Annotated in this window: 14 protein-coding genes; 12 read left to right on the top strand and 2 right to left on the bottom strand. The window is 69.5% G+C overall.

All coding sequences use genetic code 11. The features are described 5' to 3' along the window. Positions 1–9: 9 nt before the first annotated feature. The 5 genes from hisG to ACWDRB_RS29065 all read left to right on the top strand — a co-directional run bounded on the left by hisG (position 10) and on the right by ACWDRB_RS29065 (position 4,543). Positions 10–855, top strand: coding sequence for an ATP phosphoribosyltransferase (gene hisG, locus ACWDRB_RS29085; RefSeq protein WP_363969986.1), 846 nt, complete (start codon positions 10–12; stop codon positions 853–855). Positions 856–948: 93 nt separating this feature from the next. Then, the gene (locus ACWDRB_RS29080) at positions 949–1,833 is read left to right on the top strand and encodes an ABC transporter ATP-binding protein (protein ID WP_449898845.1); all 885 of its coding nucleotides are present in this window, start codon (positions 949–951) and stop codon (positions 1,831–1,833) included. Continuing rightward, positions 1,833–2,567 carry an ABC transporter permease gene (locus ACWDRB_RS29075; protein WP_449898843.1) on the top strand — a complete coding sequence of 245 codons (735 nt, stop codon included), beginning with the start codon at positions 1,833–1,835 and terminating at the stop codon, positions 2,565–2,567. Before ACWDRB_RS29080 ends, ACWDRB_RS29075 begins: the two co-directional genes overlap by 1 nt. 231 nt (positions 2,568–2,798) lie before the next feature. Beyond that, complete coding sequence (locus tag ACWDRB_RS29070) at positions 2,799–3,941, top strand: sensor histidine kinase (protein WP_449898840.1); 1,143 nt, start codon at positions 2,799–2,801, stop codon at positions 3,939–3,941. Next, on the top strand, positions 3,938–4,543 hold the full coding sequence (locus tag ACWDRB_RS29065; protein ID WP_318786876.1) for a response regulator transcription factor: 606 nt from the start codon (positions 3,938–3,940) through the stop codon (positions 4,541–4,543). Before ACWDRB_RS29070 ends, ACWDRB_RS29065 begins: the two co-directional genes overlap by 4 nt. A gap of 9 nt (positions 4,544–4,552) precedes the next feature. Here ACWDRB_RS29065 and ACWDRB_RS29060 read toward each other — a convergent pair whose 3' ends face one another. Both ACWDRB_RS29060 and ACWDRB_RS29055 read right to left on the bottom strand, forming a co-directional pair. Continuing rightward, positions 4,553–5,830, bottom strand: a complete 1,278-nt coding sequence (locus ACWDRB_RS29060) for an aminotransferase class V-fold PLP-dependent enzyme (protein WP_449898837.1) — start codon at positions 5,828–5,830, stop codon at positions 4,553–4,555. A gap of 63 nt (positions 5,831–5,893) precedes the next feature. After that, positions 5,894–6,919, bottom strand: coding sequence for an EAL domain-containing protein (locus ACWDRB_RS29055; protein WP_449898835.1), 1,026 nt, complete (start codon positions 6,917–6,919; stop codon positions 5,894–5,896). 496 nt (positions 6,920–7,415) lie between these two features. Here ACWDRB_RS29055 and iscB point away from each other — a divergent pair, with 496 nt between their 5' ends. The 7 genes from iscB to ACWDRB_RS29020 all read left to right on the top strand — a co-directional run bounded on the left by iscB (position 7,416) and on the right by ACWDRB_RS29020 (position 15,208). Then, on the top strand, positions 7,416–8,978 hold the full coding sequence (gene iscB, locus ACWDRB_RS29050) for an RNA-guided endonuclease IscB (RefSeq protein WP_449898833.1): 1,563 nt from the start codon (positions 7,416–7,418) through the stop codon (positions 8,976–8,978). 163 nt (positions 8,979–9,141) lie between these two features. Then, positions 9,142–9,798 carry an acVLRF1 family peptidyl-tRNA hydrolase gene (locus ACWDRB_RS29045; protein WP_449898831.1) on the top strand — a complete coding sequence of 219 codons (657 nt, stop codon included), beginning with the start codon at positions 9,142–9,144 and terminating at the stop codon, positions 9,796–9,798. Positions 9,799–10,091: 293 nt separating this feature from the next. Beyond that, positions 10,092–11,111 (top strand): LacI family DNA-binding transcriptional regulator, encoded by a 1,020-nt coding sequence (locus ACWDRB_RS29040; RefSeq protein WP_357742406.1) that lies wholly within the window; start codon positions 10,092–10,094, stop codon positions 11,109–11,111. 108 nt (positions 11,112–11,219) lie between these two features. Continuing rightward, a complete protein-coding gene (locus tag ACWDRB_RS29035; protein ID WP_355200675.1) occupies positions 11,220–11,876 on the top strand; it encodes a DUF1961 family protein in 657 nt (218 codons plus the stop codon). Between the two features lie 123 nt (positions 11,877–11,999). Beyond that, positions 12,000–12,629, top strand: a complete 630-nt coding sequence (locus ACWDRB_RS29030; RefSeq protein ID WP_364260146.1) for a YesL family protein — start codon at positions 12,000–12,002, stop codon at positions 12,627–12,629. 116 nt (positions 12,630–12,745) lie between these two features. Beyond that, positions 12,746–14,179: an extracellular solute-binding protein gene (locus ACWDRB_RS29025; protein WP_449898826.1), complete on the top strand. Its 1,434-nt coding sequence runs from the start codon at positions 12,746–12,748 to the stop codon at positions 14,177–14,179. A gap of 57 nt (positions 14,180–14,236) precedes the next feature. Further along, positions 14,237–15,208, top strand: a complete 972-nt coding sequence (locus ACWDRB_RS29020) for an ABC transporter permease (RefSeq protein ID WP_449898824.1) — start codon at positions 14,237–14,239, stop codon at positions 15,206–15,208. Positions 15,209–15,218 lie beyond the last annotated feature (10 nt).

The following is a 15,218-nucleotide window of genomic DNA, read 5'->3' as shown; positions in this document are numbered from 1 at the left end:
GACCCGAACATGCTGCGTCTGGCAGTACCCAACAAGGGCTCGCTCAGCGAGGCGGCCCAGAACATGCTCAAGGAGGCCGGTTACCGGCCCCGCCGGGACAGCAAGGAGCTCGTCGTCGTCGACGAGGCCAACGGCTGCGAGCTGTTCTTCCTGCGACCCCGCGACATCGCCGTCTACGTCGGCGAAGGCACGCTCGACGTCGGCATCACCGGCCGTGACATGCTGGTCGACTCCGGCGCGCCGGTCGAGGAGATCATGCCGCTCGGCTTCGGCGGCTCCACCTTCCGCCTGGCCGCCGCGGCCGGCACGATGACCTCGGCCGCCGACCTCAACGGCCGCCGCATCGCCACCTCCTACGCGGGCCTGCTCGACAAATACCTCTCCGACGAGGGCGTCGACGCCCGCGTGATCAAGCTCGACGGCGCCGTCGAGACCGCCATCCGGCTCGGCGTGGCCGACGCGGTGGCCGACGTCGTCGAGACCGGCACCACGCTGCGCAACGTCGGCCTGGAGGTGTTCGGCGAGCCGATCATGCGCTCGGAGGCGGTGCTGATCAAGCAGCAGAGCTCGCCCGACACGCCCGCCGCCCAGCAGCTCGTCCGCCGTATCCAGGGAGTCGTACACGCCCGCGACTTCGTGATGATGGACTACGACATCCGGGCCGAGCGCATCGAGGAGGCCATCGCCCTCACACCCGGCATGGAGGGCCCCACGGTCTCCCCGCTGCACCGCGAGGGCTGGGTGGCCGTGCGCGTCATGGTCCGCCGTCAGGGCCACCAGCTGGTGATGGACCAGCTCTGGGACATCGGCGCGCGGGCGATCCTGATCACCGACATCTACGCCTGCCGCGTGTGACGTCCGGCCCCGGCGTTGGCCTGACAAATGTCACGGCCAACGCCGGAGGTAACGCACTAACCGGCCGGAAGCCGCGGCCATAGCGTTCTTTTCATGAACGCCATCGTGTTCGACCACGTCAGCAAGCACTACGGGGACGTGCTCGCCGTCGACGACCTCTCCCTCGCGATCGAGCCAGGCAACACCGTGGCCCTGCTCGGCCCCAACGGCGCCGGCAAGTCCACCTCCATCAACCTCCTGCTCGGCCTGCTCAAGCCCACCGCGGGCACGGTCGCCGTGCACGGGCGCACCCCCGACGAGGCCGTCCGGGCCGGCCAGATGGGCGCCATGCTCCAGAACGGCGCGCTCATCCCCGAGCTGTCCGTCAAAGAGCTCATCGACCTGGTACGCCGCCTCTACCCGAACCCCCTCGCCCTGGACGAGATCCTCAAGCTGGCCGACCTGACCGAGCTCGCGGGCCGGCGGGCGAACAAGCTGTCCGGCGGCCAGTCGCAGCGCGTCAGGTTCGCCCTGGCCATCGCGGGGGCGCCCAAGATCCTGCTGCTCGACGAGCCGACCGCGGCCATGGACGTGGAATCGCGACTGCGCTTCTGGGCCAGCATGCACGACTACGCCTCCAACGGCAGGACCGTGCTGTTCGCCACCCACTACCTGGAGGAGGCCGACGAGCACTCCGACCGGGTGATCGTCATCGCCAAGGGCCGGCTGGCCGCCGACGGCACCGCCGCCGAGATCAAGGCCGGGGCCGGCGGCCACACCGTCAGCTTCGCCCTCGGCGAGCAGCCCGCGGCCGGGCTCGACCGGCTGCCCGGGGTGACCGCCGTGGAGGTCGCCGGCGGCGTCGTCACCCTGCACACCTCCGACACCGACGCCACCCTCGCCGCGCTCTACCGGGGCACCACCCTCGACGTGAGCGAGCTGAAGCTCTCCAGCGCCGACCTCGAATCCGCCTTCCTCGCCCTGACCAGGGAGTCCTGATGCTCTACTACGCCAAGACCGAGGCCCTGCGGATGCTGCGCAACCGGCGCTACCTGATCTTCGTGGTCGCCTTCCCCGTCCTGCTCTACCTCATCAACGCCAACATCTACGGCAACCAGACCGATGCGGGCGGCGTGAGGTACAGCGTCATCCTGATGGTGTCGATGGCCGCCTACGGGGCGCTGGCCTCGTCCATGATGAGCTCGGCCGTGCCGTGGGCCACCGAGCGGCAGTCCGGCTGGCTGCGCCAGCTCCAGATCACCCCGCTGCCGAGCTGGGCGATCATCGTGACCAAGCTCGGCGCCACCATGGTGCTCGTGCTGCCCTCGTTGGTGCTGGTGAGCCTGGCCGCCGTGGTGCAGCAGCACGTGTCGCTGTCGCTCGGCACCTGGGCGGAGCTGCTGCTCGCGCTCTGGCTCGGCGTGCTGCCGTTCGTCGCGCTGGGCCTGGCCATCGGGTCCGTGCTCTCGGCCGACGCCGCCCAGCCGGCCGCGATGATCTGCATGTTCGCGCTGGCGATCGCCGGCGGGCTGTGGTTCCCGCCCGAGGTGCTCGGCGACACCCTGCGCACGGTCGCGGACGTCACCCCGTCGTTCCACTACGCCAGGCTGGGCCAGAGCATCGTCGCCGGCCAGGGCCTGCCCATGACGGACGTGCTGGTCGTCGTCGGGTGGGCGGTCGCGCTGGGGGGCGCGGCCGCCTACCTTTATCATCGGGCTACCGTACGGGTTTGACATCCTCCCCACAGCCGAAGCCGGGGGATTCCGGCCCTCGCGGGTCGGATCTTCCTGCTTCACCGCCGACCGCCCGAGGTCTTACACCAGCTCCACAGGCGTTTCACCGCTCCGCCGGCCCGGCGGCGAGGATCCTGCGAATCGGGCGGGCGGCGGCTTGGTCATCGCCGCCTCACACACTGCAGCGGAACACGGGGCGTCGCGCCGCGTTTCCTCGTCCAAGGAGTCTCCATGAGCTTCGCCGAGAGGATCACCTTCGGGGACGCGGATGGCAAGCCGTCGCGCAAGCGGCGGCTCATCGGCATCTCCGTGGGCCTGGTCTACCTGGTCTTCCCCATCAGCGACATCGTGGGGGGCACCGTGACGGGGGCCCGGGCGGTGTGGGCGTCGGTGCTGCTCGTCGCGTTCGTCGCGTCCTTCCTCACGACGGTGCTGATCAACAAGGGCATGTTCGACCACAGCCGCCTGACCTATCCGCTGCTCCTGGTGACCAGCGTGCTCGGCGTGGTGGGCGCCACCGCCTTCGGCGGCCCCTGGCTGAGCCTGCCGGTCTACACCGTCGTGCTGTACGGGTTCACGCTGCCGCCGCTGTGGGCCGTCGCGGCCGTGATCGCCCAGCTGGCCGTCGTCGTCGGCGCCGGTCTCGTCAATCACGACGACGCCGACACGATCATCGTCCTGGGCCTGCAGGTGCTGACGCTCGGCGTGCTGTTCATCAGCGTGCGCAACACCAGGGCGCTGACCGTCAAGCTGCGCCTGGCCCAGGACGAGGTGGCCCGGCTGGCGGCCACGGAGGAGCGGCTGCGCATCGCCCGCGACCTGCACGACCTGCTCGGGCACAGCCTGTCGCTGATCGTGCTCAAGAGCGAGCTGGCCGGACGGCTGTCCGAGGACTCGCCGCAGGCGCACAGGGAGATCACCGACATCGAGACCGTCGCCAGGAAGGCCCTGACGGAGGTGCGGGAGGCCGTCACCGGCTACCGCCAGCGCAGCCTGCCCGAGGAGCTCGACAACGCCAGGACCGTGTTACGCGCGGCGGGCGTGGCGGCCGAGGTGCGGGTCTCGGGGACGCCGCTGCCCGAGCTGCTCGACGGGCTGTTCGGCTGGTCCGTACGCGAGGGCGTCACCAACGTCGTGCGCCACGCGCGGGCCACCCGGTGCGAGATCAGGGTGACGTTCGACGCCGGACACGCCACCCTGGAGATCATGGACAACGGAACGGGCGGCGACGGGCCGTACGCGATGGGCAGCGGGCTGAGCGGGCTCAACGAGCGGGTGGCGGGTGCGGGCGGCACGGTGGAGGCGGGCCCGGCGCGGGGCGGCGGCCATCACCTGCGGGTGCTGGTGCCGGTCGGGAAGGAGGCGTGCGCGTGATCCGCGTGATGCTGGCGGAGGACCAGGGCATGGTACGCGGCGCGCTGGCGTCCCTGCTGGGCCTGGAGCCCGACATCGAGGTGGCCGGCGAGGCCGCCGACGGGGAGGAGGCGGTCGCGGTCGCCGCCAAGGTCCGGCCCGACATCGCGCTGCTGGACATCGAGATGCCCGGCATGGACGGGCTCGCGGCCTGCGCGAGCATCACGCGGCAGGTGCCCGGGTGCCGGGTGATGATCCTGACCACGTTCGGGCGGCCCGGCTACCTGCGTACCGCCATGGAGGCCGGGGCCTCGGCGTTCCTGGTGAAGGACAGCCCGGCCAGGGAGCTGGCCGCGGCCATCCGGCGGGTGCACGCGGGGGAGCGGGTGATCGACCCCGGGCTCGCCGCGGCGGCCCTCAGCGCCGGGCCGAACCCGCTGTCGGCGCGGGAGCGGGACGTGCTGGAGGCGGCGGTGGACGGCTCCACGATCGGCGACATCGCCGGCAAACTGCACCTGTCGGAGGGGACCGTGCGCAACTACCTGTCCTCGGCCATCCAGAAGACGCACGCCCGCAACCGCATCGAGGCGGTGCAGCGCGCCAAGGCCCAGGGCTGGCTCTGACACCCGGGCTCAGCGGAGCCCGGCCACCGCCTTGACCGCCTGGTCCACCTGCTCGGGGGTGGTCACGATGCTGGTGCCGAAGCGCAGCAGCGGCGGGTCGTACGGCGTCACGCTCGCGATCACCTTGCCCGCGTGCAGCCGGTCGACGGCCTCCATCGGCGCCATCCCCTCGATCGAGCAGCACACGAGGCCCGCCGACAGCTCGGGCGCCCGCGGCGTGGCCAGCGTGACCTGCGGGATCGCGGCCAGGCCGTCCTTGAGCCCGGTGGCCAGCTCCTGCGTGCGCCGCCGCACCCGGTCCTTGCCGATCGCCGTCATGAACCCGAACGCCTGCGGCATCGCCCACCGGTGCTCGAACGCCTTGAAACCGCCCGGCGTGACCAGCTCCGCCGTGCTCGCCCCCGGGGAGGCGCCGCCCTGCCACGCCTGGAACGACGCTCCGCTGAAGCTGGCGATGATCGGGGAGACCGCGTCCCAGGCCCTGCCCCACACGATGCCGGTGCCGCGCGGCCCGAACAGCCACTTGTGCGTGCCGCTGGCCAGGAAGTCGCAGCCCAGGTCGCCGGGGCCGTCGGCCATCGCGCCGAACCCGTGCACGCCGTCCACGCACAGCAGCGCCCGGTCGTGCTCGTCGCGGCCCTTGTTCGCCTCGGCGAGCATGTCGGCGATGGCGCGGACGGGCAGGCGCACGCCGGTGCTGGAATGCACCCAGGTGACCGCGACCACCCTGGTACGCGGGCCGAGCCCGGCCTTGATCGCCGCCACCATCCGGCCGGCGTCGGCGCGGGCGGGGTCGTCGTACAGCCTGACCTTGCGCACCTTCGCGCCCGTGCGCTCGGCCAGCAGCCGCAGCCCCTCGTGGGTGGCGAGGAAGTCGTGCTCGGTGGTCAGCACGTCCTGGCCGGGGCGCAGCCTGAGGCCGGAGTAGAGCAGGGCCAGACCCATGGTGGTGCTGTCGGTCAGCGCGACCTCCTCCGCCCTGGCGCCCAGATAGCGGGCCGCGGCCTCGCGTACCGTCTGGTCGGGCGACTGCGCGCCGGGCGGCGTGTACTCGGGGTCGGCGTCCAGCGCGTCGCGGTGCTTGGCGATCGTCTCGCGGACCGGCGCCGGGGCGGGCGCCAGCACGAACGCCGCGAACTGCCCGAAGGCCGGGTCCAGCGCGAACTGGGCCCGCACGGACGCCCAGTCGCCGGGGTCGAACTCAGGCTTCACCGCAGGCGTACTGGTCGTGCACCCGCTTGCCAGCCCCGCCAGCATCCCCGCCCCGAGCAGGGTTCTCCTGTCCATCCGCATGGCTACTTCCTATCCCGGTCGCGCGCCCGCGCCCAGGACCCCCACGCGAGTCGTTCGTCAACTCCTGATCGCGGCGACCTGCCTGATGAGGTCGGAGACGCGGACGATGCCGAGGCAGCGGTTCATCTCGTCGGTGACCACCAGGTCGTCATAGACGCGGGCCGAGTCCCGGCCCGCCGCCTGCATGGCCGCGATCGCCGGGGTCGTCCGCGGCACCGTGCGGGGCGGGTCGGCCAGCCGCTGCGCCGGCTTCGAACCGTGCAGCGCGTGCCCGTACCGGGCCGCGAACGACAGCAGGAACCGGCTGCGGTCGAGGCTGCCCTTGGGCCGCTGGAACTCGTCCACCAGGATCACGCTGGTGATCGTCGGCTCGTGCCCGAACGCCTTGACCGCGTCCTCCGCCTTGGCCTCCGCGGGCAGCGTCACCGCCGGGATGAGCAGTTCCTGGACGCGCGGCCCGAGCATGACGGAGACCGGCTCGTCGGTGACCGGGAGCGGCACCCGTACCTTGCCGTCGGGGCCGGGGGCCAGCAGCGGACCGTGCGCCAGCCGCACGCCGAGGCCGCGGGCCACCGCGACCTGCGGCTCGCGTTCGACGCCGGGGGCGAGCACGTGGGCGCCGATGCCGCGGGCCAGCGTCACCACCGACCGCGCCACCGCGGTCGCGCGATGGTCCCCGGGGATGCGGGTGACCATCTCGGGGTCGAGGGCCAGCAGGTACGGGCTCGTGTCGGCGACCAGGTCCAGGGCCGCGCCGCTCGTGCCGACGTCGGCGAAGCCGAGCAGGTAGCCGATCGTGCGCAGGCCGTCGAGCCCGACCTTGAGCAGCGGCCGGTCCTGTTCGTGGCACGGTCCAGTGAGCAGCAGGATCGCCTCGCGGGGATGCCTGCCGGCTCTTCGGAGCGACTCGTGCAGAGGCGCCAGGGCACCCGCGCCCGCCAGGACGACCCTGACAGGCAGCTCCAGCACCATGGGCAGCGGAATTGCCCGGAGTGTGCCTCCTTGGTCGACGACCGCGGGGTGCGCGATGACCGCCCCAGTGTCGAGGTCCACAACGGGGCTGGTGAGCAGGGAGGACGACACGTTCAGATAATTCCGCTGATAGCTGGACTTGCAGAAGGCCAACGAAACAGAATTTACCGACATTTACCCTCCAGTTCCCCGCTGGCCGAGAGGGGAAAGTTTTTCGGTTTCCTGGAGCGCTGCTGACCTACAGGGTCCGTTGCCTTGGTGCATGGACGCGTGTCCAGCCAAGGGCAGTGGCCCGTGAGTCATGACGCCGTCCAGGCGTGTGCACCTCCGATTGCAGCCGACCGGTCGGGTCGCACATGAGCCAGTCGGCGCGTATCGCGCACTTGTTCTACGCCGCTGGGCAAACTCTTGGTATTGTGGCGATTACTCAATGTGAAGCGGGGTCTTCTGCGGCTCCAGCTATCGGCGGAATATTGAACGTGTCGTCCCCCTGCTCACCAGCCCCGTAACCGGATCTCCCACGTAAACGTGGGGGCTTTTAGCCGAGACGGCTGACAGCCCGTGTGTTACCAGCACCAGCCAACACCGAGGTAGGAGGTGACCGACGTTGGCTACGTTCCGCGCAGGACAGATGATCCACCAGGCTGTGCTTCCTCAGCGGCTTGCTCTGGAACTCGGTTCAGCAGACAACCCCGGGATCAGGGACGAAACGGGGGCCGAGGGCCGCCGCAAGGCGGCACCCGGCGCGGGACATGTGCGAGAGGAGACCCTCAGCGGTTCACCTGCCGCAGGGGGCGTCACCCTGGACCGCCAGGTCCGGGAGAAGGGACGTGAGTCCCATCCCTATGTGTTCGTGCTCGACAAGCACGGACGACCGCTACAGCCCTGCACTCCGGCCAGGGCGCGCCAGTTGCTGAAGAAGGGCCGGGCCGCAGTGCACCGCCGTACACCGTTCGTCATCCGATTGAAGGACCGCACCGTCGATGGGAGCGAGGTAGACGGGGTAGAACTGGGCATTGACCCCGGCTCTCAGCACACCGGCATCGCCGTGTTCACCGCCAAGGCAGGCGAGCGCCGAGCCCGCTACGCCATTCAACTCGACCATCGCGGCGCCCGGATTCGCAGGAAGATGGGGCAGCGGGCCGCCTATCGGCGTGGCCGCCGCAGTCGGAACCTGCGCTATCGCAAGCCGCGCTTTGCCAACCGCACCCGCCCCAAGGGCTGGCTGCCGCCGTCTCTGCACCATCGGGTGGCCACCACTGTCTCCTGGATCGACCGGCTGTGCCGCTGGGCGCCGGTGCGGGCGGTGCACCTGGAGCGGGTCGCCTTCGACACCCATGCCCTCCGCGTCGGCCGATCCCTGGAAGGGGTGGAATACCAGCACGGGACGTTGCACGGAAACGAGGTCCGCGAGTACCTGCTGGCCAAGTGGGGGCGACGATGCGCCTACTGTGAGTTGTCGGATGTGCCGTTGAACCTGGACCACATCCACCCACGCAGCCTGGGCGGCTCGGACCGGGTCTCCAATCTGACCCTGGCCTGCGTGCCCTGCAACCAGGCCAAAGGCAACCAACTGGTCGAGGACTTCCTCGCCCGCAAGCCGAAGCTGCTGGCCGCGATCCTGGCGCAGGCCAAGGTTCCGCTGCGGGACGCCGCTGCGGTGCAGTCCACCCGCTGGGCGCTGTGGCAGGAACTCGACGCCCGCCTGCCCACCCACGTGGCCTCGGGTGGCCGCACGAAGTGGAACCGCACCCGCAACCGCCTGCCCAAGAGCCACACTCTGGACGCTTTAGCCGTGGGCAAGCTCGACACCGTCACCGAAACCGTGTCGGCGGTGTTGGTCGCCGGATGCACCGGCCGCGGCACCCACACCCGCACTCGTACCGACCGGCACGGGTTTCCTCGCTTGCGCCTTCCTCGCCAGAAACGGTTCTTCGGTTATGCCACCGGCGACCTGGTGATCGCCGTCGTCCCCACCGGCAAGAAGCAGGGCACCCACATGGGTCGCGTCGCCGTCCGCGCCACCGGATATTTCAACGTCACCACCGCCCACGGGACTGTTAAGGACCTCAGCCATCGTCACGTCCGCCTGCTGCAACGGGGGGACGGATACGCCTACACCTTTCAGAACGAATCATCCAGGCCGGACGCCGTTTCCTCGCCTGCCTGAAGGCACGGGTCTCCATGGGGCTGATCTAATGATCCGGCCGTTTCGGGAGCCACAGAGCCCCGCGAAATTCACCGACCTTCCGCTTTAGGTCCCCCGCCGGTTGTGGGGGATGTCGTTCGGTTTGCAGGTTGTCCCGGCCGCGCGGTCGGTTAGCCTTCGGGGCATGAGCGCGCGTCCGGCGAGGGGTGGCGGCCGGTGGGTCACGGTGCCGCCGGAGCGCCTGCATCCGTGGATCGACGGGTTCGCGGGGCGTCACGGGCCCTTCACGGCGACCGGCGACGAACGGGTCGTGCGGCTGCTCGCCGACGACGGGGCCCTGGCCGAGCTGCACGTGCCGTTCCCGCCCATGACGCCGCCGGGGCCGCCGCACGTCACCCGGTTCGTCACGCACGCCCAGGCCGCGCGGCAGGTGGGGGTGTTCCTGGTGCGGCTCGGGGGCTACGCGGCGGGGGTCTTCTCCGGGGCGTCGCTGGTGGCCTCCAAGGTGGGGTCGCGGCTGGTGCAGGGGCGTACGGCGGCGGGCGGGTGGTCGCAGCAGCGCTTCGCCCGGCGGCGGCGCAACCAGGCGGCGCAGGCGTACGACGACGCGGTGGAGACGGCGGTACGGGTGCTGACGCCGTACCTGGGGGAGCTGGACGGGGTGGTGCTGGGCGGCGACCGCCGGGCCATGGACGCCCTGCGCGCCGACCGGCGGCTCGCGCCCCTGCTGGCTCTGGAGACCGAGCCGTTCCTGGTGGTGCCCGATCCTCGGCTGGCGGTGCTCCGGGACACCCCGGCGTCCTTCCGCGCGGCCCGCATCCACATCGTCGATCCGTCCTGACCTCATCCCTTCACGCGGCCCCGTGACCGGTTTGAGAGTTTGAGACGATTCAAAAGAATCTTGAATGCCGCTATGATGCGAGAGTTCGCGGAGGACCGCCATCGGCGGTCCATCCGTTGTCCCTGCGCCCACGGCGTACCGCGTCCAGCGGATCGCCGCAGGTAGCGGTAGGGCGCATCCACGGTGGACCGCTTCAAAGCGGCCCGCCGCAGCACCTTCGGTGGGCCGCGTTCAGCGGACCACCGCCAAGTAGCGGATTATGCATTTCAAGCAGCACGGCCTCGTGAGGATCGATGGCGACCAGGAACATCAAGGAGGTCGCGCAGCTGGCGCGCGTCTCGGTGGGCACGGTGAGCAATGTGCTCAACCGCCCGGAGATCGTGTCCCCCGCCACACGCGAACGCGTCTTCGAAGCGATCAAGAAATTGGGCTTCGTCCGCAATGAGGTGGCCCGCCACCTGCGGGTGGGCCGTAGCCGCACGGTCGGCCTCGTCGTGCTCGACGTCTCCAACCCGTTCTTCGTGGACGTGGCCCAGGGCGCCGAGTCGGTGGCCGACGACCACGACTCGATGGTGGTGCTCTGCAACAGCGCTGGCGACCCCGGCCGCGAGCGCCGCCACCTCGACCAGCTCGAACAGCAGCGCGTCATGGGCATACTGATCACCCCGGTGGAGATGGAAAGTCCCTGGCTGGAGGAGCTGGCCGCCCGCGGCACGCCCGTGGTGCTGGTCGACAGCCCCGCGACCGGCCTGCAGTGCTCGGTGGCGGTCGACGACCGGCTCGGCGGCCAGATCGCCGGCGCCCACCTGATCGAGCGGGGGCACCGGCGGATCATGTTCGTCGGCGGGCCGACGTCCATAAGACAGGTGGCCGACCGGCACGCGGGCATCAGCAGCGCCGTGGCCGCGGCCGACGGCGCGGTCGAGCTGCTGACCTCCACCGCTCCCACGTTGACCGTCGCGGAGGGCCGGGCCGTCGGCGAGCGCGTCGCGGCGCTGCCCGCCGACGAGCGGCCGACGGCGGCGTTCTGCGCGAACGACATGATGGCGCTGGGCTTCTTACAGGCGATGGCCACGCACGGACTGCGCGTGCCCGAGGATCTGGCCATCATCGGGTACGACGACATCGACTTCGCCGCGGCCGCCGCGGTGCCGCTGTCCTCGATCCGGCAGCCCCGTGAGCTGCTCGGACGTACGGCGATCGACCTGCTGCTCGAAGAGGTCGCCGACCCGGAGCAGCACCGGCACCGGCAGGTCATCTTCCAGCCCGACCTGGTGATCCGGGAGTCGAGCGCGTTCGATCGGCGCGCCTGACCCCGGCGCGTCCATGAACCGTTTCATCGCCGACGGCCGTGCGCCCGCCGGCTCCGTTCGGCGTGCGCACGTTCCCGGCGAGCCGAGCGACCCCTTGAAGGAGCCCCCTTGACCGAGCTCTACCGCAACCCCCTGGCCACCCCCGATGACCTGGCAGGATTCCGCCTGGAGGGGGACGGCGCCACCTCCTTCCCCCAGGGACGCCTGCGCCTGGAGAGCCTCAGACCGCCCTCGGACGGCCAGGCGGCCAACCTGGTGCTCTGGTGTCCCGAGGAGTTCCCCGCCGACGTGCGGATCGAATGGGACTTCTGGCCCGTCCGAGAACCCGGCCTGGCCATCATGTTCTTCCATGCCCGCGGCAGGAACGGCGAGGACCTGTTCGACCCGGGCCTGGCCACCCGCACCGGCCCGTACGACCAGTACCACCACGGCGACATCGACGCCTACCACGTCTCCTATTTCCGCCGGATGTGGGCCTCCGAACGCGCCCTGCACACCTGCAACCTGCGCAAGAGCCACGGATTCCACCTGGTCGCGCAGGGTCCCGACCCGCTGCCCGCGGTGCTGGACGCCGAGGGCCCGTACGCGATGCGCCTCGAGGTCAGGGCCGGGACGGTCACGTTCTCGGTCAACGATTTGGTCTCGTTCCGCTGGGCGGACGACGGCTCGATCGGCGGTCCCGCCCTGGCCGGAGGCAAGGTCGGGTTCCGGCAGATGGCCCCGCTGATCGGAGAGTACGCAAATCTCCGGGTATCTCGTCATTGACTTTGAGTCGATTCAACACTAATTTCGCACCAACCGCCGTTCACTGGCTTGTAACGGGGCAGGAATCGCGGTGCAACAACCCCACCCCCGAATCCGTGCACATGCCACGAGAGGTGGTGCCGGATGAACCATCCCGCCATGTCTATCAGGCTTCAAGCTGCCTGCTCAGAGCTCATCTGGGCGGTCCAGCTCAACCTGATGTGGATCGTCTTCACGCTCGCTGGAGGCGTGATCGGCGGGCTCGGGCCCGCCACTGTCGCCGCGTACACGCTGGCTCGGCGGCGGACTCGTAATGAATCGTTTCATGGCTGGGCCGAATTCTGGACCGTCTACCGACGGGAGTTCGTCCGGGCCTCGCTGCTGGTCCTGCCCGTGGCGGCGCTGGCCACCGTCCTGGTCGGCAACTATCTTTACCTCTCCGCTCTCGGGCCCAGCATGGGAGCGTTGCGGATCGCGACCTTCGTGGCGCTCATCGCACTCGCCGGTGTGGGGGCGTACGTGGGACCGCTGTACGCGCACTACGATCTGCCGCTACGGGCCTACTGGCCCAAGGCGGCGCAGCTAGCGCTCCTGCGCCCGGCCTCGTCCGTGCTGTTGCTGCTAGCGCTATCAGCCATCGCCTACGCGACCTCGGCGGCGCCCATCCTCGCGCCGGTGATCAGCTTCGGCGCGTGGATCTATCTCAACACGTGGCTCTGCCAGCGCTTCTTCGCGGAGAACGAGGCGCATCTGCATTCGAAAGGGAACTCATGAGCGCATCCCGTCGTCGCCGGCTTCTGGCCGGTGTGTTAACGCTCACGGCTGCACTCACCGCCTCGGCCTGCTCAGGCGGTGAAGCGCCCGCCAGCGATCCGAACACGCTGACCATCATGACCAAGCTGTTCGGCGCCGCGCCCGACCCGAAGGGCGAGATGCAGCAGGCGGTCGAGAAGTTCCTCGGCAAGAAGCTCAAGATCAACTGGGTTCCCAACGCCGAGTATGCCGACAAGGTCAACGTCACGCTGGCTTCGGGCAACGTGCCGCAGCTCATCGTCGTGGACCCGCACGGTCCGGCGTTCGTCAAGGCCGCACAGGCCGGGGCGTTCTGGGACTTGAGCGACAAGCTGGACAAGTACCCGAACCTGAAGCCGACGGACGAGCGCCGCGTGCTCAACGCCTCCATCAACGGCAAGTCCTATTCGATCCCCCGGATGCGGCCCATGCTGCGTTCGGCGGTCATGATCCGCAAGGACTGGCTGGAGAAGCTCGACCTGAAGCTGCCCGAGACCGTCGACGACCTCTACACCATCGCCAAGGCGTTCGCCGAGAAGGACCCCGACGGCAACGGCAAGAAGGACACCTACGGCCTGATCATCCCGAAGTGGCCGGGCAAGTACGCCAGCTCCAGCCCCTACGACACGCTCGAGACCTGGTTCGGCGCCCCGAACGGCTGGGGCGAGCGCGACGGCAAGCTGGTCCCCGGCTTCGACACCCCCGAGTTCCTCGAGGCCAACAAGTTCCTGAAGAAGATGATCGACGAGGGCCTGGTCAACCCGGACTTCGCCAGCTACGACACGGCCAAGTGGGACGATCCGTTCTTCCAGGGCAAGGGCGGCATCATCATCGACGTGAACGTCCGCTCCAGGGCGTTGCTCGACAAGTTCAGGGACCCCGGCGACAAGGACTACGGCGACAAGGTCGCCATGGTCGGCAACCTCAAGCGCGCCGACGGCAAGAAGTTCTCCCTGCCGTTCACCGGCTACAACGACGCCATCGCGATCTCCAAGCAGAGCGTGCGGACCGAGCAGGACCTCGACAACGTCCTGAAGGTCCTGGACAAGCTGGGGTCGAAGGAGGGCCAGGTCCTGGTCCAGAACGGCATCGAGGGGCGCAACTTCAAGGCCGAGGGCGACACCGCCGCGCTGATCAACGAGACCGACCCCGCGGTCAGGGTCGTCCAGGACAACGTCGACCAGGCCTTCACCCAGCTCGGCTTCAAGGGCGACACGACGTACGGCGGCCTCGCCTACGCGCGCACGCCGTCCGGCCAGCCGTACAAGGACATGATCAAGCTGGGCTTGGACCTGATGAACGAGGACCTCAAGACGGCCGTGTTCAACCCGGCGCTGCCCGTGGTCTCACCCACGGCCGTCGCCAAGGGCGCGCAGCTCGACGACATCATCCCCGACGCCCGGATCAAGTACCTCTCCGGTGAGATGACCGAAGAGCAGCTGAAGGGCGAGATCAAGCGCTGGTACGACGCCGGTGGCACGCAGGTCGCCACCGAGATCAACGACCTGGTCTCCAAGCTCGGCATCAACTGATCCGCCTGAGGGGCCCGGGCCGCCGTGCCCGGGCCCCTCACATGAAAGGAGGCCGCTGTGGCCACCGACCTGGCGCCGCCTCCCGCGAGGGCGGCGAGCAAGCCCGGCCGACGCCGGAGGCCGGGATTGGGCGCCGCCCTGGCGCGCTATCGCTGGCTCTACCTGATGCTCCTTCCGGGCGTCGTCTACTTCGCAGTCTTCAAGTACCTGCCGATGTACGGCATCACCATCGCCTTCCAGGACTTCCTGCCGTTCCTCGGCTACTCCGGCAGTCCCTGGGTGGGCTTCCAGCACTTCCAGGATCTGTTCACCGGGCCGGACTTCGGCCGGCTGATGTTCAACACGCTGTTCCTGGCGCTCCTGACCGTGGTCTTCATCTTCCCCGCGCCGATCATCGTCGCGCTGCTGCTGAACGAGCTGCGGATCAACGTGCTCAAGCGTTCGGTCCAGTCGGTGATGTACATCCCGCACTTCCTGTCCTGGACGATCGTCGCGTCGCTGACGTATCTGCTGTTCTCCGCGGATTACGGGGTGCTCTCCGGATGGATCCGCGACATACTCGGCGACACCGCGAAGATCGACTATGTGGCTCAGGAGGAGTGGTTCCGGCCGCTGATCATCCTGCAGCAGATGTGGAAGCTGACCGGCTGGGGCACGATCATCTACCTGGCCGCGCTGGCCGGTGTGGACCCGCAGTTGTACGAGGCGGCACGCATGGACGGCGCCAGCCGCTTCCGCCAGCTCTGGCACGTCACGCTGCCCGCGATCCGCCCGACGATCGTCGTCATGGCCATCCTCACCTCGGGCAACCTGCTCGACACGGGCTTCGAGCAGATCTGGCTCATGACCACCTCGCTGAACCGCTCTGTGGCGGACGTGTTCGACACCTACGTCTACTACACCGGTATCACCCAGGGCGCCATCAGCTACTCCACCGCCGTCGGCCTGTTCAAGGGCGTCGTCGGCTGCATCCTGATCTTCGGCTCCAACTGGCTGGCCAAGCGCCTCGGCCAGCGTGGACTGCTCTAGGGGGCCCTGG

This window comes from Nonomuraea sp. NPDC003707 (assembly GCF_053587055.1).
The sequence above is the reverse complement of the archived record's forward strand: the minus strand, read 5'-3'. Positions and strand labels throughout refer to the sequence as shown.